This window comes from Lutibacter oricola (assembly GCF_900106565.1).
Taxonomy (GTDB): Bacteria; Bacteroidota; Bacteroidia; order Flavobacteriales; family Flavobacteriaceae; genus Lutibacter; species Lutibacter oricola.
Map to the genome: position 1 here is coordinate 133100 of NZ_FNNJ01000002.1, position 24677 is coordinate 157776.

Consider the following 24677-nt stretch of genomic DNA (forward strand, 5'->3'; position numbering starts at 1 on the left):
CAAATAGTTGCATATGCAACTATGTTAATTAGTGTTAATAAAAAAAACTTACTCTTTTTTCGATAGAAGAGTAAGTCTTTTTATAACTAAAGTTTATAGAATTATTATTATATGTGGTTACATATTAGTCTGAGAAACGGGGTTAGACATTATATCAATATCTTTTGGATTATTATTATACTCAAAATAACTAAGTTTTGGTAAAGAAGTAATTGAAGAACTAATTTTACCGTTAAAACGGTTGTTACTAAGAAGTAGCATTTCTAAGTTAGCAAGTTTATTTAATTCTAAAGGAATTTCTCCTTCAAATAAATTATTAGCAATTGTAAGTTCAGTTAAATTTAAAAGCAATCCAATTTCCTTTGGTAGTTCTCCAAAAAATGAATTATCAAATAAGCTTAAAACTTTTAAATTAGATAATTGAGCAATTTGATGATTTAATGTTCCAGAAAAGTTATTGCTACTTATATGTAATGTGTTTAAATTTTTTAAGTTATATAATGATTCAGGAATAGTTCCACCTATAGCATTGTTATAAATAACAAACTCTTTTAAAGATACTAAGTTACCTATATCTGAAGGAATAGAACCTTCAAACCTATTCATAAAAAGTTTTATGCTTTCTAACTTAGTTAATTGTGTTATTTCATTAGGTATTTCACCATTAATTTTATTGAAACCTAAATCTATACTTTTAAGATTATATAATTTCGAAATACTTTTTGGTAATTTTCCAGAAAGGTTATTCATAGTTAAATTTAGTTTAACTACACTGTTTTCTTCAACAGTAACACCATACCAGCTTTCTACATCAGAACTTAAATCCCAAGAGTTTGTCCAATTTTCACCATTTGTTGAATTGTAAATATCAATTAAAGCACTTTTCTCAGATTGAGAAACTTGACTAAAAGAAACAGAGGTTATAAAAATAAGTACTAAAGAAAATAGAAGATTTTTCATCATTAAGGGGGTTAATTGGGGTTAAATCTTTTCTAATTATATGCTAATATAGAACTATATTTTTTAATAACCAAATTAAAACATACCGTTTGTTTGAAAAAACATACCGTTTATTTGTTTTTTGTGTCTTTTTAAGGCTTTTCGAAAATTTCGCAGTTTTTAAAGAAGAGAAATTAATCTTTTTTATAATGTACCTTTAAAATAAACTATATTTGTTATTATATAATAAAGAATTATTTATGAAATTAGATATTTTAGCAATTGGAGCTCATCCAGATGATGTTGAATTGGGTTGTGGTGCAACTATAGCAAAAGAAATCTCTTTAGGTAAAAAAGTAGGGATTTTAGATTTAACTAGAGGAGAGTTAGGTACAAGAGGCTCTGCAGAAATTAGGGATAAAGAATCTGCTGCAGCTGCTAAAATTTTAGGTGTTGAAGTGAGAGAAAATATAGCTATTGCCGATGGGTTTTTTGAAAATTCTAAAGAAAATCAATTAAAAATAATTGAAATAATAAGAAAATACCAACCAGAAATAGTTTTATGTAATGCAATGGATGATAGGCATATTGACCATCCAAAAGGAAGTAAGTTAACATCAGATGCTTGTTTTTTATCGGGTTTAAGAAAAATTGAAACTAATTTTAATGGTCAATTGCAAAATGCTTGGAGACCAAAGCAAGTTTACCATTATATACAGTGGAAAAATATTGAACCAGATTTTGTTATTGATGTTACCGGTTTTATAGAAAAAAAGGTTGAAGCTGTTTTGGCTTATAAATCTCAGTTTTTTGATCCAACAAGCAAAGAGCCAAATTCTCCTATATCAAGTAAAAATTTTCTAGATAGTATTACATATAGAGCACAAGATTTGGGTAGGTTAATAGGAACTGATTTTGCAGAAGGCTATACCTCAGAGCGTTATGTGGCTGTAGAAAATTTAAGTAAATTAATATAAAAAATGTTTGTGTAGTAACATAAATGTTTTTAAATTTGCATCCGTTAAAATGGTGATTGTAGCTCAGCTGGTTAGAGCGCCGGATTGTGGTTCCGGAGGTCGCCGGTTCGAAACCGGTCTTTCACCCAAAAAGCAAAAGGTCTGATTATTCAGACCTTTTTTTGTTTCTATATGTTAAGTAGTTCAATTTTTATATTTTAGCATCTACAATAGCTATTAATTCTTGTTCTTTTTTAACTGTATTTTTATAAATAGCAGCTGCCTTTGCTAAAATTTCTTCAGCAAATACTTTATCTTTTATGTCTTTTGCATTTATTCTTACGTTATAATAAGCTCCAATTACCGCTGTTCTTGCACATAAAGCTCCAACTCCAGCATCAGATAACGAAGTTTGTAAACCTTCGTTTAACATAGCTTCCATTACTTCCATAGAGTTATAAGCAGTTTCCATAACTTGTAATGGAATTTCAGTAGCGTATTTTGTTGCGTTTTGAATGGCTTTAGTTCTAGCTTCTTTTTCTTCAGCAGTACCCTTTGGTAACCTAAAACCATCAATTATTTTATTAAAAGCATTGGTATCTTCATCAACCAAGAATAATAATTCGTTTTTATAGGCCTGGCCTTTTTCAGCCCATTTAGAATAAAATTCCCATTTATCATCCCAACCAGCTTTGTGAGCAGAAAGGTTTGCAACCATAGTTCCTAATGAAACTCCTAAAGTACCAACATAAGCCGAAATTGACCCTCCACCTGGCGCCATAGATTCTCCTGCAGTTTCTTCAGCAAAATCTTTTACTGTTAAATCAACAAGTTTTTTAGTATTGTCTTCTAATAAATATTCAATAATTTTTTCTTTTGGGTTAAAAGGTTTTAAATCGTCTAACCCAAGAGATTTTACAGCTATTTTAATTTTTTCTTCTTCTGAAATTCCTAACGAACGCTCTTGCTTGCGTAAAAAGAAATCGCCAGCATCTAACATAGCTTGTAAAGGAATTAACCCAATTAATTCAGATCCTGTAACGCGTAAACCTCTTTTGGTAGCAGAAAGTACAGTTTCATAAAAAGCTTCGTGCATAGAAGTAATGGAAATATTAGTTAAATTGTACGAAATTTGTGCAATTCCATACTCATCAATATACCAACCAATTCCTTTAACAGCTTTTAATTTTCCTGGAATACGAACTGGTTCCCCGTTTTTATCCAGCACTTTTTTACCAGTTGCAGGGTTTCCTTCTCGTTTAACTCTACCAGCTTCTCTTATATCAAAAGCAATGGCGTTTGCGCGTCGAGTAGAAGTAGTGTTTAGGTTTACGTTGTATGCAATTAAAAAATCGCGTGCAGAAATTGCTGTAGCTCCTGTTTTTGAAACCGAATTATTAAATTCTGAAGGGCCAAAATCTGGTTTCCATTCTGTAGAACTTAACTTTTCTTTTAAGCCTTCATATTCTCCTGAACGGCAATTAGCTAAGTTTTTTCGTTTTTCTTCTTTTGCAGCGTTTTCATAAAAGTAACCAGGTATTCCTAATTCTTTTCCAACGCGTTCGCCTAATTTATGCGCATAAACAGCAGCTTCATCTAAAGTAATATTCGCAATTGGCACCAACGGACAAACATCTGTAGCGCCAAAACGTGGATGTTCTCCATTATGCTTACTCATATCTATTAATTCTGAAGCTTTTTTAATTAATCTAAAAGCAGCTTCAATAACATTCTCAGGTTCGCCTACAAAAGTAATTACAGTTCTATTGGTAGCTTTACCAGGATCTATGTCTAAAAGTTTAACACCTTCAACAGTTTCAACAACTTTTGCTATACTATTTATTTTGTTTGAATCGCGTCCTTCACTAATGTTTGGAACACATTCTATTAATTGTTTATTCATTTTGTAAAATTTAGGTATTCAAATTTAGTAAGATTGTTTTGATGTTAGTGTTACTATTTTAAAATACTTCACACATATTTTAGCAGTTTATAGTATTTAATTCTATTTTTGTGCCAAAGCAAATTTTATTTTTTTATGAAAAAAGTTTTAGTAACTGGAATGGCTGGGTTTATTGGGTTTCATTTAGCCAAATTATTACTGAAGAACAATTATGAAGTAGTTGGGTTAGATAATATTAATGATTATTACGATCCTAATTTAAAATTTGCGCGCCTTGAAAACTTAGGTTTTGATACTTCAAAAATTGAATATAATAAATTATTAAAGGCAGGTAAGTGCTCATTTATAAAACTAGATTTAACCGATTTAGATACTATAAAAGCTCTTTTCGAAAAAGAGCAATTTGATTATGTGGTAAACCTTGCAGCTCAAGCAGGAGTTAGATATTCTTTAGAAAACCCACATAGTTATGTAGATAGTAATATTACTGGGTTTTTAAATATTTTAGAAAGTTGTAGAGCTTATCCTGTAGAGCATTTGGTATTTGCATCATCAAGTTCTGTTTATGGTTTAAGTGAAGAAGTTCCTTTTCACGAAGATAATTCAACAGATCATCCACTAGCCATGTATGCTGCAAGTAAAAAGGCTAATGAAATGATGGCTCATTCGTATGCTAATTTATATAATATTCCATCTACAGGTTTACGTTTTTTTACGGTTTATGGACCTTATGGTAGGCCAGATATGGCATTGCATATTTTTACAAAAGCAATGGTTGAAGATCGTGAATTTGAAGTTTTTAATAATGGAGATATGAGTCGTGATTTTACGTATGTAGCAGATATTGTTGAAAGTATAAAACGATTAATTCCGTTAGCGCCTAAAGAAAACAATCCTGAATTTGATCCTAAAAAGCCAACACCTTCAAAAAGTACAAAAGCTTATCAAATTTTTAATATAGGTAATAATAGTCCGGTTGCTTTAATGGATTTTGTTCTGCAAATTGAAAAAGCTTTAGGTAAAAAAGGGAAAATTAAATTTAAGCCCATGCAACTAGGAGATGTTCAATCTACCTATGCAAATGTTGAAAGTTTATTTGATTATATTGGTTTTAAGCCAGAAACTAAACTAGAAGATGGTGTAAAAGAATTTGTAAACCAATACTTAGAATCTATTAAAAAATAGCACGTCTAATAAAATCTTCAAAATCTTCGAAAAACTCTTCAAACATATGCATATTTGCATTGAAGAACTCGTAAGTTGCTTGCCAAGTGTTTTTATTGTAAATATTAAATTTTTCGGTATGTTCTACATATATTCTATGTATAATTTTACCACTTTCTAGTTCGTAAGAAGGGTCAAAAACAGCATTTGGTAAGTAGTCTTCAATTAAAAGGTTTTTTACTTCTAAAAGTTGCTCGTACAATAACTCGTTCTTCATCTTATCGAACGATTCTATGTCTAAACAAACCATTGCTTGTTTTTTTGTAGCAACAAATTTAAATCCAAAATCTTTAATTCTGGTATTGTATAATAGCCATTTTCTTGGAAATGATTTTCCGTAGCTAGTCCAAAATTCTTTTCTAAGTTTTGCGGCTTCTTCTTTACTGAACATATAGTAATTCTTTTAATGAAGAAACAACAATTGTATTTTTACTCGATTTACGTTCTAATCTTTCTTTATTTTGGTGTCCGTTAGCAATAAGTATGCAATCAATATTTAATTGTTCAGCAACTTCAAAATCGTGTGTAGTATCACCAATTAATACCGTAGAGTTTGTAGAAATTTGTTGTTGTTTCATTAGTTCAATTCCAATAGCTGTTTTACTTTCAGCTCTATAATTTGTTAACCCTGTAATATGTTTAAAATAAGGAGTAATATTAAATTTATTTATAAATTTTAATACATCTTTTTCGTTGGCAGCTGTTAAAATATATTGAGTTTTATTATTGGTTTTACAATAATCAAGAACTTTAAGTACATGGTTATGAAGCGGTTGTTTCATAACATTAGAATTGTATTTATAAATAAATTTATGAGTTAATTCTTCAAAAGAAGCCTCATCAAATTCTAAGCCAACAGATTTGTAATACTCAATTATTGGAAAATCAAACGCGTTTTTGTAGCTGTCTATAGTTAACGTTGTTTTATTTTGAATTTTTAAAAAATCATTAACAATTTCTATACACAACTGTACGTCGTTTAATAGAGTTCCATTCCAATCCCAAATAACATTATTGTACGAGTTTAAAATACTCATTAACCGTGAATTTTAGCTTTAATACCTCTTTCTTTCATAAATTCAGCCTCATAAGCCAATAGACCTTTCCATTTTTTGTCTACTATTTCTTTATCTTGATATTTACGTGCAAAGCCTAAAAATGTAGTATAATGATTTGCTTCCGAAGCCATTAAATCTAAATAGAATTTAGATAGTTCTTCATCTTTCATATTGTCTGCAAATACTTTAAAACGTTCGCAGCTTCTTGCTTCAATTAAACCAGCAACAAGTAATCGTTGAATTAAACTTTCTAAGCGGTCTTTAGTTTTTGGAAAATATTTTTGAAGATGTGCAGCATAATCGTTTTTGTTTTGCCTTCCTAAAACCATTCCACGTTTAACCATAATATCGTGCACCATTTTAAAATGTTCCATTTCTTCAATAGCAATTAAAGCCATTTCTTGCACAAGTTCTGTTTCTTCAGAATAATTAATAATGATTGAAGTTGCATTTGCAGATGCTTTTTGCTCGGCATAAGCGTGATCTGTTAAAATTTGTTGTAAATCATTTTTGGCAATTTCTGCCCACGAAGTTTCAGTTTCAAACTGTAATCCTAGCATCATTATTTTAAAATTTTAAAGTATTAAGAAATTAAATATCTAAATCGAATGTTTTTTTAAACTCTTCAATATGCGTATTTATTTCTTTTAATTTTTGATATTTTTCTTGAGGTGTATAGGCGTAACGCTTAAGCTGTTCTTCGTTAACAGTAATAATAAGTTGAATTTTATAACTGTTTAATCGTTCTCTTATGTATCCCAGAATATTAGGCTTAAACTTTTCTAATTGACTTTTCATCATTTCTGAAGCAACAACAAAATGAATGTTTTTGTCAATTACTTTAGGTACGTTAGCAGTCATAATAGATGAGGCACTAATTCTACCTTTTTCAGATAATTTTTCAGAATATTTTTTCCATAACAATTGAGCTTGGTTTTCAGCAAAATCATCAGTAGGTTTATTATCTACTTCTTCAGCATCTTTAACTTCAATTTCATCAATTTCTTTTTTACGCCCAATACTTTTAAGTGATAGGGCAGAAGGGCGCCTATTTTTTGCATCTATTGTAGGTTTAGGAGCGTGTTTCTCTTTTTCTTTAATAATAGGTTTTGAAACTGGAGTAGGCGCAATTGCTTCCTTTTTTAATTGCTCTTTAATTTCTGTAGTAGGTATAGGCGCTTTTTTAGTTCTCGCTTTTATTCCTTTGTTAAAATGAAGTGCAGCAATTATGAAAGGTTTGTTATTTTTTTTTTCTCCATCAAAATTGATAGAGGCTAGTTGCATTAAAGTAAGTTCAACTAATAACCGTTGATTTTTGGAGGTTTTATATTTTAAATCACAATCGTTACTAAGCTCAATTGCTTTTAATAAAAAGGTTAAATCACATTGTTCAGATTGTTCTAAATATTTTTGTTTAGCATTGTCTCCGACTTCTAATAAACCTACAGTAATTCTATCTTTGGCTACCATTAAGTCTCTAAAATGAGCAGCTAAACCAGCTATAAAATGATGGCCGTCAAAACCTTTAGCTAATATTGTATTGAAATGCACTAAAACTTCAGGTATTTTATTTTCTAATAGTAAACTAGTAGTAATAAAATATTCATCATAGTCTAAAACATTTAAATTTTCAGTAACAGCTTTGCGAGTTAATTCTGTCCCAGAAAAACTTACAACTCTATCAAAAATAGATAAAGCATCACGCATTGCGCCATCTGCTTTTTGAGCAATTATATGTAGTGCATCATCATCAGCATTTATACCTTCTTCTTTGGCAATTTTAACTAAATAGTTTTTAGCGTCTAAAACTCCAATTCTTTTGAAATCGAAAATTTGACAACGTGATAAAATTGTAGGTATAATTTTATGTTTTTCAGTTGTTGCTAATATAAATATTGCATGTGCTGGTGGTTCTTCTAAGGTTTTTAAAAACGCATTAAAAGCTGCTTGAGATAGCATGTGTACCTCATCAATAATATAAACTTTATATTTTCCTGTTTGTGGAGGAATTCTAACTTGTTCAGTTAAATTTCGAATATCATCAACCGAGTTGTTTGAAGCGGCATCTAATTCAAAAATGTTGAAAGCAAAATCATCTTCGCTTGTTTCACCAGCATTTTCGTTAATTTTTTTTGCTAATATTCTGGCACAAGTAGTTTTACCAACACCTCTTGGTCCTGTAAACAGTAATGCTTGAGCTAAATGGTTGTTTTTTATAGCATTTTCAAGCGTGTTTGTAATTGCTTGTTGCCCAACAACATCCTCAAAAACTTGAGGTCTATATTTTCGAGCAGATACTATAAATTGTTCCATTTATTAAAAGTTTTGTGTTTTATACAAAAATATAAAAACAAATGGTAAAGCATAGTTTTATTCTAAAAAAACAAGATTAAGTTATTAACTAAACTTAATCTTGTTTTAAACCAAACTTAAATTGTTGAATTAGTATTGTAATTCTAAGTTAACAGCATTTAATCTGTCTAAAACTACATTTTTTATTCTAGGTATTACATCTTTCATTAAGTACGGTGGGTATGCACCATTTATGTCTTTACTAATTTCATTGTATAATTCTTTCATATAGGTAGTATGTACAATAGTACCAACATTTAATTTAGCAACTCCCATTGTTATTGATTTTTGAATATCTTCATCAGGAATTCCTGTACCACCGTGTAATACTAAAGGAACACTTACAGCCTCAGCAATTTCAGATAATCTATCGAAATGTATTTGTGGGGTAGTAGGCGTGAACCCGTGAGAAGTTCCAATTCCTACAGCCATAATGTGCGGATTTGCTTCTTCTACAATTGCTTTTACATCATCTACACTTGCTAAAAAGTCTGCATCTGATTTTACAACAACATCGCGTCCCATAATTTTTCCTATTTCAGCTTCAACCAAAACACCTGCAGACTCTGCATATTTTACAACTTCTTTGGTCATTGCAATGTTTTCTTTTAAGCTTTTTTGTGAACCATCAATCATTACTGAATCATAACCATCATCAATTGCTTGTTTACACATATCTACAGAAACACTGTGATCTAAATGTAAGTATATTGGTTGTTTTGTATAAGGTTGAATTCCTTCTACCATTTTTTTACATAATAAGCTCGAATTTAATTCAACAACTGGTGGGTATGTCATTGCCATTACTGGGCAATTTGCTTCTTCTGCAGCTAATGCTACTGCTTTTAAGTCGTAAATGTCGTTTACATTAAAACCAATTAAACATTTTTGCTGTTTTCTGTAGTTGTTTAATAACTGTATTAAATCTGGATTATTCATTTTTGTAATATTTTTATGTTAGTAGTTTAAATTTTTTTGAATACTTCTGCCTGTTGTTCCTGCTTTTACAAATTCTAAATCTTCAATATTTGCCCAATGGTTAAATTCTTGTAATTCTTCTTGAATATGACCACGACCAATTATCCAATGGTGATCTAAGCCTTTACTTAATATGGTACCAACAATTGCAGAGGCTTTTACATTTTTAGGGATAACTTCTCCATATGCACCTCTAAAAGCCATTTCAGAATCTATTATTTCTCCTTCAAAAGAAAGCATACTTGAAGCGTGTGGATATTGATATTTTGCAATAGTTATTTCTCCTTGTTCTAATAAGAATTCTAATAACATTCCATAAGATTGCTCTTCATCGTAATTATCTAAAATACTATGGTTTCTAACCTCGAAACTTGTTCCTTTTCTAAGTAATTTTGTTGGAGAACCACCACAATGCCACATTCCCAATTTATTATCATTAGTATTTAAAATAGATAAATCTGTAAGTGTTGGTAAGGCATCGCCATTGCTAATTTCATTCATAGTAATCATAGTTAACAAACCTCCCATATCAGATTCATCAGCAACAGGAATTCCTAAATCTTGTACCAAAGCCCCAGCTCCATCACCTGCAATTTGGTAATTGTCAAATAATTCTGGCCAATTTTTTAAAGCAACACCTAAATATTCACCTTTACGAGCATAATCAGCAATTGCTAAACTAAAACGAACAGATAAATACAATTCACGCTCACTTACTTTGTGGTACTTACAATCTTCAGAATTTATTAATTTTTGAACAATATTATTAATGTCTTCTTTATTGAATTTATCACCGTGTTTCCAAACAGTTTCAATATCAACTTTATCTACACCTAAAGCAAAATGCTTGGCTATTGACATTTCGTTTAATTCACAGTCGTAAAACCCTGGAACGCGCATACCACCAATCATAAGCATATTGGCATGTTGCATTCTTTTTTTAGCGCTAACAACACGTATAAATCTGTCTAAAACAGTATCTAATTGTTTTGTTTTTGGAGCATTTAACACCCAAGAATATTTTACTTCCAAAGAATTTAAAATATTCAACAAAAAGTTTTGACCACACAATCTGTTAGCTGTTAGTCTTCCGCCTGTAACTTCGTTGTGAGACCAGCTTAATAAAGGAATTTTATTTTCGCGAAGCCAATTTCCTAATGCCAAAGCCAAATCACCAGCAATGTAAGAGGCCTGATAAATAATGAGCCCACTCATATCCTCAGCTTTAAAATTATTTAAAACCTTTAATAATTCTTTCTTAGTTTGAACGGGTTCATTAAGAGCCAATAATTGATTGTTTGGACCAAAAACACTTTTTGTTTGTTCTATTGCTTCGGTGTATGATTGTTTTGCTTTTTCCCAATCGAAATGTAATTCAAAACCAATTCCTATTAACCCAATTTTTACATCTTTTTTTTCTGGAGCATCACAAATAAGTTCCTCCATTTCTTCAGCTACAACACCTTTTCGTTGTAGAATATCTAAATTCAAATCTATTGAACTTAGTATTGGTTGTTCTAATATATCTGTTGGCATATTTTTATTTTTTTAATATTTTTTGTTGTACTTCTTCCATAGTTGGAAAATAACTTCTACCTCCAAAATGGGCTGCAATAATTGATGCATATGCAGAAGCATATTCCATACGTTCAGCTAAGTTTCTTCCTTTTAATAGGGCAGAAGCGTAAGCTCCGTGAAATGCATCACCACATCCTGTAGTATCAACAACTTTGGTTGGGAAAGCGGCTTGATGAATAATTTTATGGTTCTCTAAAGCCCAACTTCCATTCGCTCCATCGGTAATAACTAGCAGACCTTTAGTTAATTTACTAAGCGATTTAATACATTCTTCTGGGGTTTCTAATCCACTAATCATTTGAGCACCTTCTAATGGTAGAATTATATGGCTTCCAAGCGAAATCATTTCTTTTAATATTGAAATATCACCAGCTTCAATATCTAAAACAGAAGGAATACTGTGTTTTTTAGCAATTTTTAATAGTTCTAAATTTCCAACAACATCATAACCATCTACTAATAATAATCGACTGTTTTTTATCCATTCTTCATTTATATCTTTTGGTTGAAGTGGTTTATAGTTATTGGTTGAATAAAAAACTGTGCGATCTCCATTATTCGGATCAACTTCTACAACAGCAATTGCTGGTTGAAAATTTTTACTTTCAATTAATAGAGAAGTATCTACATCACACTTTTTCAATTCTTCATTTGCTATTAAGCTTAATGTATTATTTGCTTTATAACCTAAAAAAGCAGTTTTTAAATTGTTTTGAGCAATTACGCAGGCTGCATTTCCTGCTGGTGCACCACCTTGAACTAGTATTTTTGAAACTTCGTGTTTTGCTCCTTTTTTTATTGTTGATGGTACTTCAGATAAAATATCTACCACCATCATTCCTGAAACTATAACATCAAATTGCATTTTATTAGCTTTAAAATTATAGTGTAAAAGTAATATAGGTTACATAGTAATGTTAAACACAGATTTAATCATAAAGTGTACTATTTTTCCATATATTTGATGTATTTAACTTTTAAATTGAAAATGTATACATAATGAAAGCTGTTTTTGAACCTATTTATAATTCTTTAAATCAATCATTTCATTATGGTATGTTTCAAAACAATGAATTTAAAACGCCTTGGCACTACCATCCAGAATGGGAATTAACATTTATTACCGAAAGCACAGGTATAAGAAGTGTAGGTAATTCTATACAAGCTTATAGTGCTGGAGAGTTGGTTTTATTAGGGCCTAATTTACCTCATTGTTGGAAAACAAATTCTACAAATGAACAAACAGCTAAATCTACTTTTATACAATTTAATAAAGATCTTTTAGGTAAAGATTGGTTAGAAAAGGAAGAGTTTTTGTTAATTAAAAAGCTTTTAGAGGCTAGTAAGTATGGATTAATTTTTAACGATGAAATTTCAAAAATTGTAGGAAATAAAATGTTACATATGAATTTTATTTCTCCTACTTTGCGAATGATAGAGATTATTAAAATATTACACGAACTTTCGCTCGAAAAATATGAGGTTTTAAGTTTAGGAGCTCGTTTTGATGTGAATTCTATTGTATCGGACAGAATTGAAAAAATAATAGATTTTGTAGAGAATAATTATCAGCATAAAATTGACGCTTCGCAATTGGGTGAGCTTGTTTTTATGACGTCAGTTTCGTTTTCAAAGTTTTTTAAAAAAGCATTTAATAAAACATTTACTTCTTATTTAAATGAATATAGAGTAAGTAGAGCTTGTGAATTATTAAAAGAATCTGAATTTTCGGTAGAGCAAATTGCTTTTGAAACGGGATATCAAAATCTTTCATTTTTTCACAGACAGTTTAAGTTATTTACAAAAAAAACTCCTGCCAATTATAGGCAAGAGTTTTATAAGTAATTAGCTACTTTTTTTAAGCTTCTATTTCGTAAATTTTATTATATAAATATTGGTATTTCTTTATTATTTCGTCTCTTTTAGGTTTCATAGTAGGTGTTAACAACCCATTTTCTATTCCCCAAACTTCAGGTGTAAGTTCGAATTTTTTAATTTTTTCCCATTTACCGAAGCCTTTATTTGCTTTTTTAATTTCCTTTTCAATTCTAGCTATAATATGAGGGTTCTCAATTAAATCTTGATTGTTTCCTGGAATTGGCTCGTGATGAATTCTAGCCCATTCACGTAAAAAGTCAAACGCAGGTTGAATAATAGCTGCAGGTAATTTTTGACCTTCACCAATAACTGTAGCTTGCTCAATAAAACGAGATTCTTTCATAGAATTCTCTAATAATACAGGAACAATATATTTTCCACCAGAAGTTTTAAATATCTCTTTTTTACGACCTGTTATTGTTAAAAATCCATTTTCATCCAATTCTCCTTTATCACCTGTATGAAAATAATCGCCAGTCATAACGCTAGCCGTTCTTTCAGGGTCTTTGTAGTAACCCATCATTACGTTTGGTCCTTTTGCTAAAATTTCTCCATCTTCAGCAATTTTAACTTCAACATTGTCAATTACTTTACCAACAGAGCCAACCTTCATCATCTTATTTTTGTACATATTTACAGCTATAACAGGGGAAGTTTCTGTTAAACCATAACCTTCAATAATAATCATACCAGCAGCAGAAAATACTTTTGCTAACCTTGGTTGTAAAGCTGCACTACCAGAAACCATGTCTCTTAAGTTTCCACCAAGTGCTTCACGCCATTTACTAAAAATTAATTTATCAGCAATTTTTAATTTTTGATGATACCACCATCCATTTTTTTCATACGGTTCCCATTTTAAACCTAAATCTACAGCCCAAAAGAATAATGCTTTTTTTATTCCTTTTAACTCAGAACCTTTATTAATAATACCATCATATACTTTTTCTAATAGACGAGGAACAACAGTCATAAAGTTTGGTTTAATTTCTTTTAAATTATCACCAATTTTATCAATAGCTTCGGCAAAATATATTTGTCCACCAGCATATTGATAATAGTACAATAGCATTCTTTCGAAAATATGACATACGGGTAAAAAACTTAATGTTTTAAAATTACCTCTTTCCATTGGTAACACTTTTTGACAATCAAGAGCATTACTAACAATATTATTGTGAGAAAGCATAACACCTTTAGGAGTTCCTGTAGTTCCAGATGTATAAATAATGGTAGCTAAATCTTCTGGTTTTACGCTATCCATTATTTTTTGAACTTCAGGTTGTGTACTTTCGTCTTTACCTAATTCAATTATTTCTTCCCAGTTTTTGCATTTATCAACTTGTTCAAAGCAATAAATTTCTTGAAGCGTTGGAACTTTCTTTTTTACTTTCGAAACTTTTTTATACAAATCAGCATCTGAGATAAAGCATAAGCTTACTTCTGCGTGATTAAAAATATATTCGAAATCATCTTTAGTAATTGTTGGGTAAATTGGTACTCCAATTGCTCCAATTTGAAGAATTCCTATATCAAGAATATTCCATTCGGTTCTATTAGTTGTTGAAGCAACTGCTATTTTATCTCCAGGTTTAACACCTAGTTTTAATAACCCTCTACTAACTGCATTGGCTTTTTCTACATATTCTTTAGCAGAAGTTGCAACCCATTTACCATTTACTTTAGAGTTAAATTGATTACTTAAATTATATGTTTCTAATTGATAATGAGCAAAATCAAATAGACGAGTAACTTTTATAGACATTTATTATATTTTGGTTAAGTGTAACACGGCAAAGTATGAAATTTAAAACGATTTCGCAAGTACTTGCCTTACATAGTTAATTGTTGATGTTTTGATATATTTTTTGATACAAATGATTGTATTTTTCTTTAACAAGTTTTCGTTTCATTTTCATAGTTGGAGTTAATAATCCGTTTTCAATTGTCCAAACATCAGGAGTTAATTCGAATAGTTTAACTTGTTCCCATTTACCAAATGTTTTATTGGCTTTAGAAACTTCTTTTTGTAGGCGTTTTATTACTTTTTTATTTTTAACCAACTCTTCGTGGTCTTTAAACGAAACTCCTTTTCGTTTTGCCCATTCATCTAAAAATTCAAAATGTGGCTGAATAATAGCGGCAGGCATTTTTTCTCCTTCACCAATTACCATTGCTTGTTCAATAAAACGAGATTCTTTTAAAGTTCCTTCTAAATGTGCTGGAGCAATGTATTTTCCTCCCGAGGTTTTAAACATTTCCTTTTTTCTATCAGTTATAGTTAAGAAACCTTCTTCATCTAAATTTCCAATATCACCGGTATGAAGCCATCCGTTAATAATTGTTTTAGCTGTTAGCTCGTTGTTTTTATAATAACCTTGCATAACACTAGAACCTTTAACTAGTATTTCTCCATCTTCAGCAATTTTAATAGTTATGCTTTCCAAAGCTTTACCAACTGTACCTACTTTAAAACCTTTATTTCTAAAGTCATTTACTGAAATTCCAGGTGAAGTCTCGGTCATTCCATACCCTTCAAAAACAGGTATTTGTGCAGCAGTAAAAACACGTGTTAATAATGGTTGAAGTGGTGCGCTACCAGAAACTAAAAACTTTATATTTCCACCTAAAGCTTCTCTCCACTTTGTAAAAATAATTTTATTTGCAATGTTTAATTTAAAATGATACCACCAACCGTTTTCGTTATAAGGCTTGTATTGTTTAGCCAATTCTAAAGCCCAAAAGAACAATGCTTTTTTAATACTAGATAAATTCGAGGCCTTATCTATAATTTTGTCGTAAATTTTTTCTAGTAACCTTGGTACTACTGGAATAAAATGTGGTTTTACTTCTTTTAGGTTATCTCCTAATTGTTCAATAGATTCAGCAAAATAAATTTCATAACCTATGTACTGATAATAATACAAAGCAAAACGTTCGTATATATGGCAAACAGGTAAATAGCTAACTACACGATAAGTTCCTGGTTCTAAATCTAAAGCTTTAGCACTTATTTTAGTGTTGTCAACAATGTTTTTGTGAGAAAGCATAACGCCTTTAGGTGTTCCAGTAGTACCTGAGGTATAAATAATTGTGGCTAAATCATTTTCGTTAACTTTTTCTTTTAGTAGATCAACTTCATTTTGATTAGAAGTGTCTTTTCCTAGTTCTAATAGTGATTCCCAACTTGATGCTTTTTCAACTTTATCAAAAGAATAAATATCATTTAGTTGAGTTTCATCCTTTATTTTATTTACTTTTTTAAATAAATCTTTATCAGAAACAAAGCATAAAACAGCATCAGAGTGATTTATAATGTATTGATAATCTGATGATGATATAGTAGGGTATAAAGGTACATTAACCGCTCCTATTTGTAATATGGCAACATCTAAAATGCACCATTCAACGCGGTTTGTAGTTGTTACCACTGCAATTTTATCTTTAGGTTTTACACCTAGTTTCAATAAGGCTCTACTTATTGTGTTAGCTTGTTCAACATATTTTTGTGTTGAAGTTGGAACCCATTTACCATCAGTTTTGGTGTTAAAACATTTAGGTATGGGTTTGTTATCTAGTTGATTGTAAGCGAAATCAAATAGACGCGTAATTTTTTTAGTCATTTAGTGTAATAATTGGTTGGCTGCAAAATAGAAAAAAAAAAGGATTTTGCAAACAGCAAAACCCTTTTGAATCAAATATTTAGGTGTTATTAGTTTTTTACAAGTCGTAAACTAATTGTTTTTTCTTCAACTTTTATTTTTAAAACATAGAGTCCCGAAGCTAAATTAGAAACATTAATAAACTCATTTTCTGAAATAGATTTTCTTATTAATTTAGAATTAAAATTGTACAATTCATATTCAAAATTAGTTTTATTATAATTGTTTATTCTGAAAGTTGTTTTAGCAGGGTTTGGATAAATATAAGGCTCTTTAATTGTTGTAATTTCTACATTTTTATTGTTGCAACAGTTTTCTTTATAACTTATAATATCTGTGTCATCAGCAATTTTAACATATCCTAAATCTAAAGATTTTGTAAAAAATTGGCAAGCCTCAGTAAATTTTCCTAAATCGTAATATACAATTCCAAGGTATTTTAATGTGTAAACATTGTTAGGGTTTAAATCTAATGCTTTTTTAAGCAATTCAAGTCCTTCCTTAGTTTTTCCTAATTTATGTAATGCAAAACCTTTAATATATCTTAATTCTTCTGAAGCAATTCCAGAGCTAAGTTCTATTATGTGTTTTTCTCTTTGTAAAGCTAAGGTAGAATACTTTAAGGCTTCTTCATATTTTTCTTCATTCAAATAGATTTTACTTAAAGACCAAAATGTAAATGGATGCTTAGGGAAAAATTTTAATGTTTTTTGAAGGTATTGATGGGCTAAATCATACTCTTTAATATCTACTAGGTAACTACCTAGGTTATAATAAAGTCTACCAGAATTAGGATCAACTTTTAAAGCTTCTAAATGATAATTAATAGCTTTGTTTTCTTGCTCAAAAGATTGGTGTATTCTTGCTAAAACATCGTAAATACTACCTTTCTGTTTAGGAGTCATACTTTTACCAAAAGGCTCTCTTTTAATAAGTCTTGCATTTATAAATTCAAAATCTTTTAAGGCTAACATAGTATTGCCTATTTGGTATCTTAAAAAAGCACGTTCAATAATATAGCCAACATTACCAGATTTGTTTTTAATTAAAAAATTATTAATAAATTTTAATTTATTATGTCTTTTTAGTACGCTCTCTTTGTTTTTTTTATGATAATCAATTTTAAAATCAAGTCTTTGAACTAATCTACCATTATTAAATTTCCAAGAAGTTAATTTTTCGCCAATTTGATTATACTTGAAAGAAAAGCCATTTAATTTGCCTTTATTAAAATGAAGCACTTCATTTATATTACCGTTTTTATAATACGTTTTTAAACTGTCTGTTTGGTAATATTTATTAGTAAACTTTTCTATAGCAACAACGCTATCTTTAAAATAACTTCTATTAACCTTAGCTTGTTGAGAAAATGTAGTTAAAGTAACAAGTAATGCGGCTAAAAATAATCCTTTTTTCATAATTATAATTTTAAATAAATATACTTAAAGTTGAATTATAAAAAGAGTAAATTATGTTTAAAATTTAAAATTATTTATTAGTTTTTCTATACAATCTAGCAAATAAAAGTTGTCCAATAAATTCTTTATAAAAATAGTATTTTTGATATTCAAAAAATCTTAAAAAAGATGAAATACAATTTTGACGAAATAATTGAACGTAGAGGAACAAATTCTTTTAAGTGGGATAGTTTAGAACTTTTGAAAGAATGGGGAATAACAGATCATTTTAATAAAAATACCATCTCACTTTTTACAGCAGATATGGATATTGCTGTAGCACCAGCAATAGAGGCAGCTATGCACAAAACGGTTGATAATCGTATTTATGGTTATTCATTTCCATCACAAGATTATTACGATTCCATTATCAATTGGTTTAAAAGAAAGCACGATTGGGATATAAAAAAGGAGGAAATTATTTATTCTCCAGGTACTGTTTTTGCTCTTGGAATTGCCATTAGAGCTTACTCTAAAGAAGGTGATGGTGTAATAATTCAGCGTCCGGTGTATGCTCCTTTTACAGGGCAAATAGAAGGTCATAACCGGGTTGTAGTTAATAATCAGATGCTTTTAGATGAAGAAGGAAACTATTCTATAAACCTCAAAGAATTTGAAGAGTTGGCTAAGAAGGATGAAAATAAAATGTTTATTCTTTGTAATCCTCACAATCCAAGTGGACGTATTTTTTCAAATGAGGAATTAAAAATAATGGCTGAGATTTGTGCAAAGAATAATGTAGTTATTATTGCAGACGAGATTCACGGAGATTTAATTCGTAAAGATTCTATATTTACCCCAATTGTAAAAACTACAGATAAAACGGATCATATTGTAACGTGCACGGCTATAAATAAAACTTTTAATGTTGCTGGTCTTCATGCTAGTAATATTGTTATTCAAAATAAAGAATTGCGAGATAAATTTCAGAAAACATTGGGCTTTGCAATGCCTACACCATTTACAATTAATGCTGTTATTGCAGCTTATAATGAATGTGATGAGTGGTTAGATGAAATAAATACATATTTTGATGGTACTATTGATTGGTTAATGAATTTCTTAAAAGAAAAAATGCCCAAAGTAAAATTTGTTAGACCAGAAGGAACTTATATTTTTTGGATGGATTTTAGAGCTTATAATATTTCTGCAGCAGACATAAAAAAACGTATTTATGTAGATGCCAATGTTGTTTTGGAGTCTGGCTCTATGTTTGATCCTGAAAAAGGAGATGGTTTTGAAAGAGTGTGTTTATCTTCACCTCGTCCGTTAATTAAAGAAGCGTTTGAGAGAATAGTAAAAGCTTTTGAAGATATAAATTAATTGAAAAACAGATAATAGAGGTTTTTATAATTTTGTGTTACCTGTTCTTTAAAAATTCAAATTAGCTTTTAATTGTCTGTCGTTTCTCTAAACACACCAGCAAATAAAAGTCCACCAATAATACCCATTAAAATAAATGCAACTTGTTCAAATAAATTAGTTGTATTTATTATTGAAGAATTTAAAAAAGAGTTGCTTAAACCCATAAACGATTTACTTCCTGGTACTAACATAATTATGCCTAAAGTAAGGTATACAGTTTTTGGTGTTTTTGTAAGATAGCTAAATATATTACTAATTATTACAACGGCTAATGTTCCTATAAAAGTACTTAATAACAATCCAAATCCAGAAAATACTACGGTTAAAAAGAAACCAGAAACGCCTGTTAAAACACCCAAAATCATATCTTTTTTTCTTATTTGAAAAATTGGTAATAAAGAAATAGAAAAGATTGGAATTGCACAAAACATTATCCACTTTGGCATTTCTGAAAAATGGTTAAGTAGTTTAAAATCTATAGCTTTAGACATTATTATAACACCGAGTAGTACGCCAAAAAATTGTTTAAATAATGAAATAAGGGCATCAAATAATTTAGCACCTCCTGATACTAAACTTTTAGAAGTTATTTCTTCTAGAGCGGTAGTAATAGCTAAACCAGGAATAAATATAATAATTGATGAAAGTATGCTTAAACCTACATTAAAATTAGGGAAGGCTAAATACACAAAACAAGCTAATATTGTAATTATAAAAGAAGCTAGAGATTCGAGAGTTGTATTTATATATTTTGATTTTTTTGAAAAATAAACCATAAAATATACTAAAGCACCAAATAACATAGAAAACGCAAAAGAAATCCAGTTGGTGCCAATCATTAAGCTAAATGAGCCAGAAGCAAAGGCATAAGCTAAGGTTAAAATAAAGTGATTTACTTTTTTTGTTTTTTCGTGAATAAGATGTAATTCATCTTTTAATGAGAATCCATCATCATTATTTTCTATTACTTTGTTTGTTACTTCAACAACTCTAGATAAAGCTCCTAAATTTAAATTTCCTGGAGGAATACTTTCTACATAATTGTACGATTTTTCATCTTCATAAAAGGCATAATTTATCCAGGTAGGTAAATCCATAAAAACACCTTTTATTCCTTGTTTTTTTGCTACTTGAGATAGGTATGCTTGTATTTTATACGAAGGAATTCCATAAATATGCAATGCTTTTCCTAATTCAATAATAAATTGATACTTTTTTGGAGGTTTCATCTGTTATCATCAAAATTTGTGCAAAAATACATTATTTAAAGCTATGAAATTCAGTGAATTGCAGGTTGTTTTGTTTTATGTAGAATATGAAATAAATAAGGAGTAAAAATAAAGACCTAACAAATATTTTAAAATATGTTAGGTCTTATTATAATTATTTGGTTAATTTTTTTAAAATTATTTAGTCAACCATTTTCTTGCATTTACAAAAGCTTCTGCCCAAGGCGAAACTTCATCATTTCTATGAGTCGGGTAGTTTGCCCAGTTCCATTGGAAAATTGAACGCTCAATATGTGGCATCATAACTAAATGTCTACCATCTTTACTACTCATCATAGCAGTGTTATAATCAGATCCATTTGGATTTGCTGGGTAACCTTCGTAACCATATTTGGCAACAATATTATAAGCACTTTCTTCCATTGGTAAGTTAAATTTACCTTCACCGTGCGAAATCCAAACTCCTAATGTACTTCCTTCTAAGGTAGAAAGCATTACAGAATTATTTTTCTGAATTTTTACTGAAGTAAAGTTACTCTCGTGTTTATTAGAATCATTATGAAGCATTTTTCCGTGAACTTTGTGCTCTGGGTTAATAACTTCTAGTTCCATAAACAGCTGACAACCATTACAAATACCAACAGATAAAGTATCTTCTCTTTCAAAGAAATTCTTTAGAGCTGTATTTGCTTTTTCATTATACATAAATGCTCCAGCCCAACCTTTTGCCGAGCCTAAAACATCTGAATTTGAGAATCCTCCAACAGCTCCAATAAACTGAATATCTTTCAATGTTTCACGTCCAGAAATTAAATCTGTCATATGTACATCTTTTACATCAAAACCAGCTAAATACATTGCATTTGCCATTTCACGTTCAGAATTTGATCCTTTTTCACGAATAATAGCAGCTTTTGGTCTTGGTTTGGTTGCATCAATTTCAGGAAGTTTTCCTGTAAAATCAGCTGGGAATGTATATTTTAATGGTTGTTTTTTATAATTATCAAAACGATCTTTTGCTAAACCATTTGCAGTTTGCTTGTTATCTAATAAGTATGAAGTTTCATACCAAACATCACGCAATTCAGGAATATTAAATTCTAATACCTCTCCGTTATTTGTAATTTTAACTGATTCACCTCTAACAGCATTTCCTATTTCAAAAAACTCTACGTTATTTTCTTTTAATATTGAAGGAACATCATCAGCATCACTTTGGAAAATAATACCGCTATTTTCAGCAAATAAAACTTTTACAGTATCTGCTTCATTTAATGCAGAAATATCAATATTTAAACCAATATTTTCTTCAGCAAAAGTCATTTCTAATAAAGTGGTTAACATACCACCAGCAGAAACATCATGTCCAGCAAGTAATTTACCGTCTTTAATTAATTGTTGAACGGTATTAAATGCGTTTTTAAATTTAGCAGCATCTTTAATTGTTGGAGTTTCTGTACCAATTTTATTTTGAGTTTGCGCAAAAGAAGAACCTCCTAATTTAAAAGCATCATTAGATAAATTAACATAGTATAATTTATTTGTCTCGTTTTTTTGTAGTACAGGTTCAACAACTTTAGTAATATCATTACAATGAGCTGCAGCAGTTATAATTACTGTTCCAGGAGATAAAACTTCATCATTAGGATATTTTTGTTTCATTGATAAAGAATCTTTACCTGTAGGAACATTAATTCCTAATTCAATAGAAAAGTCTGAAACAGCCTGTACAGCTTTGTATAAACGTGCGTCTTCACCTTCATTTTTACAAGGCCACATCCAGTTTGCAGATAATGAAACTGAAGTTAACTTATCTTCTAAAGGAGCCCAAATAATGTTTGTCAAAGATTCTGCAATGGCATTTTTACTACCAGCAGCTGGGTCTATAATAGCACTTACAGGTGCGTGTCCCATAGCAGTTGCAATACCTTCTTTACCATTATAATCCAAAGCCATAACGCCAACATTATTTAATGGTAATTGTAATGGTCCTGCGCATTGTTGTTTGGCAACTTTACCACCAACACAACGGTCTACTTTATTTGTTAACCAATCTTTACAAGCAACAGCTTCTAACTGTAATACTTGTTTAATATAATTGTATATTTTATCTTGAGTATAAGAAATTTCATTATAGTTTCTTACAACAGTTTTGTCTGTTAAAATAGTTTTTGGAGAGCTTCCAAACATATCATTTAACTCTAAATCCATTGGTTTTTCTCCTGTAGTTTTAGATTTAAATGTAAAACGATCATCGCTAGTAACGTCACCAACTTCATAGTAAGGAGAACGCTCACGATCTGCTATTCTATGTAAATAATCAGCATCTTTTTCTCCAATAACCAATCCCATACGTTCTTGAGATTCGTTACCAATAATTTCTTTTGCTGAAAGGGTAGGATCACCAACTGGTAATTTGTCTAAGTCAATTAATCCACCAGTATCTTCAACAAGTTCAGAAAGGCAGTTTAAGTGCCCACCTGCACCGTGATCGTGAATAGAAACAATTGGATTTACATCACTTTCTACCATTCCACGAATTGCGTTTGCAGCTCTTTTTTGCATTTCAGGGTTTGAACGTTGTACAGCATTTAATTCTATACCACTTTCAAAAGCACCAGTGTCTGCAGATGATACTGCTGCACCACCCATACCAATTCTATAATTGTCACCACCAAGAATAACAATTTTATCATCTTCTTTAGGTGTGTCTTTTAATGCTTGCTCTTCTTTACCATACCCAATTCCACCAGCTTGCATAATAACTTTATCAAAGCCTAGTTTTCTAGCTTCTTCTTCGTGTTCAAAAGTTAAAACTGAACCTGTAATTAGTGGTTGTCCAAATTTGTTTCCAAAATCAGATGCTCCGTTAGATGCTTTAATTAAAATATCCATAGGTGTTTGGTATAGCCACTCACGTTCTTGCATACCGTTTTCCCAAGGTCTGTTTTCATTTAAACGAGAGTAAGATGTCATATAAACAGCAGTTCCTGCTAAAGGTAAAGAACCTTTTCCGCCAGCTAACCTATCTCTAATTTCACCTCCTGAACCAGTTGCTGCACCATTAAATGGTTCAACAGTTGTTGGGAAATTATGTGTTTCAGCTTTTAAAGAAATAACCGATTGAAAATTTTTTGTCTCATAAAAATCTGGCTTGTCTGCTGTTTTTGGAGCAAATTGCTCAACTTTTGGTCCTTTTACAAAAGCAACATTATCTTTATATGCTGAAACTATTCCGTTTGGATTTTTTTCTGAAGTTAAACGAATTAACTTAAATAATGATGATGGCATTTCTTCTCCATCAATTACAAAAGTTCCGTTAAATATTTTATGACGACAGTGCTCTGAGTTTACTTGCGAAAATCCAAATACTTCAGAATCGGTAAGTTTTCTACCAATTTTTGTACTTAAATTGTTTAAGTATTCAACTTCATCATCACTTAATGATAAACCTTCTTGTTGATTGTAAGCAGCAATATCTTCAATATCTAAAACCGCTTCAGGCTCTATTTCAATATTAAAAATATCTTGCGTTAATTTCTCAAATTTTTGGAAAATCATTGGGTCGAATTCTTCATTTTTGTTTGAAGCAGAAAACTCTTCAATTCTAATAATGCCTTCAATACCCATATTTTGAGTTATTTCAACAGCATTTGTACTCCAAGGAGTTATCATAGCTGCACGTGGCCCAATAAAAAAAGCATCTATTGATGCCTTGCTTAATTTTTCTTGATTTCCAAAAAGCCAGTTTAATTTTAAGGTGTCTTCTTGTAAAAGTTCTTTTGACGTTTGCACAGCAAATATTTTACTGTCTTGGTTTCCAAAGAAATGAATCATATGTTGACTTTTTTTAGTGTGTTGTTTAAAAGTGCAAATTTAACCAAATTATTAGAAAAAATAGCCTTTGTTGTTAAAGAAATAACACACTTATTAAATGAGTTTTAAACAATTTGAAATGTTCGTTTTATAGGTTAAGAAAAAGATATTGTTATTAATTTCAAAAGATTAAGGTGGTAAGCTATTGATTTTATTGAAGTAGTTACTGTATTTATTATATGTTTGTTGAAGATTTAGTTTAAATTTGCGCCTTACTTGGTT

The 24677-nt window shown here is 30.1% G+C and carries 18 protein-coding genes and 1 tRNA gene; 5 read left to right on the forward strand and 14 right to left on the reverse strand.

The features are described 5' to 3' along the window. Window positions 1-117: 117 nt before the first annotated feature. Window positions 118-960: a leucine-rich repeat domain-containing protein gene (locus tag BLU40_RS05275; protein WP_090120719.1), complete on the reverse strand. Its 843-nt coding sequence runs from the start codon at window positions 958-960 to the stop codon at window positions 118-120. 239 nt (window positions 961-1199) lie between these two features. Between BLU40_RS05275 and bshB1 the strand changes: the two genes are divergently transcribed. Together bshB1 and BLU40_RS05285 are read left to right on the forward strand one after the other, a co-directional pair. Continuing rightward, on the forward strand, window positions 1200-1916 hold the full coding sequence (gene bshB1, locus BLU40_RS05280) for a bacillithiol biosynthesis deacetylase BshB1 (RefSeq protein WP_090120722.1): 717 nt from the start codon (window positions 1200-1202) through the stop codon (window positions 1914-1916). 51 nt (window positions 1917-1967) lie between these two features. Continuing rightward, window positions 1968-2043: transfer RNA gene (locus BLU40_RS05285), tRNA-His, on the forward strand. Window positions 2044-2106: 63 nt separating this feature from the next. On the opposite strand, the gene ftcD is transcribed toward BLU40_RS05285, so the two are convergent. Continuing rightward, window positions 2107-3798: a glutamate formimidoyltransferase gene (gene ftcD, locus BLU40_RS05290; protein ID WP_090120725.1), complete on the reverse strand. Its 1692-nt coding sequence runs from the start codon at window positions 3796-3798 to the stop codon at window positions 2107-2109. A 135-nt stretch (window positions 3799-3933) separates the two neighbouring features. Here ftcD and BLU40_RS05295 point away from each other — a divergent pair, with 135 nt between their 5' ends. Continuing rightward, on the forward strand, window positions 3934-4983 hold the full coding sequence (locus BLU40_RS05295) for an NAD-dependent epimerase/dehydratase family protein (protein WP_090120727.1): 1050 nt from the start codon (window positions 3934-3936) through the stop codon (window positions 4981-4983). Here the strand turns inward: BLU40_RS05295 and BLU40_RS05300 are convergent. The 7 genes from BLU40_RS05300 to BLU40_RS05330 all read right to left on the reverse strand — a co-directional run bounded on the left by BLU40_RS05300 (window position 4973) and on the right by BLU40_RS05330 (window position 11853). Next, window positions 4973-5413 (reverse strand): DUF4268 domain-containing protein, encoded by a 441-nt coding sequence (locus BLU40_RS05300; RefSeq protein ID WP_090120729.1) that lies wholly within the window; start codon window positions 5411-5413, stop codon window positions 4973-4975. The two genes, BLU40_RS05295 and BLU40_RS05300, sit on opposite strands and share 11 nt — an antisense overlap. After that, complete coding sequence (locus BLU40_RS05305; protein WP_090120731.1) at window positions 5403-6059, reverse strand: HAD family hydrolase; 657 nt, start codon at window positions 6057-6059, stop codon at window positions 5403-5405. Before BLU40_RS05305 ends, BLU40_RS05300 begins: the two co-directional genes overlap by 11 nt. Further along, complete coding sequence (gene miaE / locus BLU40_RS05310; RefSeq protein ID WP_090121905.1) at window positions 6059-6640, reverse strand: MiaE family protein; 582 nt, start codon at window positions 6638-6640, stop codon at window positions 6059-6061. The genes BLU40_RS05305 and miaE overlap by 1 nt, the downstream gene beginning before the upstream one ends. Window positions 6641-6671: 31 nt before the next feature. Continuing rightward, window positions 6672-8393, reverse strand: a complete 1722-nt coding sequence (dnaX, locus tag BLU40_RS05315) for a DNA polymerase III subunit gamma/tau (RefSeq protein ID WP_090120734.1) — start codon at window positions 8391-8393, stop codon at window positions 6672-6674. Window positions 8394-8522: 129 nt separating this feature from the next. After that, a complete protein-coding gene (locus BLU40_RS05320; RefSeq protein ID WP_090120735.1) occupies window positions 8523-9371 on the reverse strand; it encodes a class II fructose-bisphosphate aldolase in 849 nt (282 codons plus the stop codon). 18 nt (window positions 9372-9389) lie between these two features. Next, on the reverse strand, window positions 9390-10946 hold the full coding sequence (locus tag BLU40_RS05325; protein ID WP_090120738.1) for an L-fucose/L-arabinose isomerase family protein: 1557 nt from the start codon (window positions 10944-10946) through the stop codon (window positions 9390-9392). Between the two features lie 4 nt (window positions 10947-10950). Then, entirely contained in the window at window positions 10951-11853 is a 903-nt protein-coding gene (locus BLU40_RS05330) for a carbohydrate kinase family protein (protein ID WP_090120742.1), read from the reverse strand. Between the two features lie 134 nt (window positions 11854-11987). On the opposite strand from BLU40_RS05330, the gene BLU40_RS05335 reads away from it, so the two are divergent. Next, window positions 11988-12833 (forward strand): AraC family transcriptional regulator, encoded by an 846-nt coding sequence (locus tag BLU40_RS05335; protein ID WP_090120745.1) that lies wholly within the window; start codon window positions 11988-11990, stop codon window positions 12831-12833. 13 nt (window positions 12834-12846) lie between these two features. On the opposite strand, the gene BLU40_RS05340 is transcribed toward BLU40_RS05335, so the two are convergent. From BLU40_RS05340 to BLU40_RS05350, 3 genes are all read right to left on the reverse strand, one after another. Beyond that, on the reverse strand, window positions 12847-14631 hold the full coding sequence (locus BLU40_RS05340; protein ID WP_090120747.1) for an AMP-dependent synthetase/ligase: 1785 nt from the start codon (window positions 14629-14631) through the stop codon (window positions 12847-12849). Between the two features lie 76 nt (window positions 14632-14707). Continuing rightward, complete coding sequence (locus BLU40_RS05345) at window positions 14708-16489, reverse strand: AMP-dependent synthetase/ligase (RefSeq protein ID WP_090120750.1); 1782 nt, start codon at window positions 16487-16489, stop codon at window positions 14708-14710. Window positions 16490-16578: 89 nt separating this feature from the next. Continuing rightward, window positions 16579-17946 carry a T9SS type A sorting domain-containing protein gene (locus tag BLU40_RS05350; protein ID WP_090120754.1) on the reverse strand — a complete coding sequence of 456 codons (1368 nt, stop codon included), beginning with the start codon at window positions 17944-17946 and terminating at the stop codon, window positions 16579-16581. Between the two features lie 168 nt (window positions 17947-18114). Here BLU40_RS05350 and BLU40_RS05355 point away from each other — a divergent pair, with 168 nt between their 5' ends. Next, window positions 18115-19308, forward strand: a complete 1194-nt coding sequence (locus tag BLU40_RS05355; protein ID WP_090120755.1) for a MalY/PatB family protein — start codon at window positions 18115-18117, stop codon at window positions 19306-19308. 68 nt (window positions 19309-19376) lie between these two features. Here the strand turns inward: BLU40_RS05355 and BLU40_RS05360 are convergent, their stop codons facing one another. Together BLU40_RS05360 and purL are read right to left on the reverse strand one after the other, a co-directional pair. Continuing rightward, entirely contained in the window at window positions 19377-20579 is a 1203-nt protein-coding gene (locus BLU40_RS05360; RefSeq protein ID WP_090120757.1) for a threonine/serine exporter family protein, read from the reverse strand. A gap of 177 nt (window positions 20580-20756) precedes the next feature. After that, entirely contained in the window at window positions 20757-24416 is a 3660-nt protein-coding gene (gene purL, locus BLU40_RS05365; RefSeq protein WP_090120758.1) for a phosphoribosylformylglycinamidine synthase, read from the reverse strand. Between the last annotated feature and the right edge of the window lie 261 nt (window positions 24417-24677).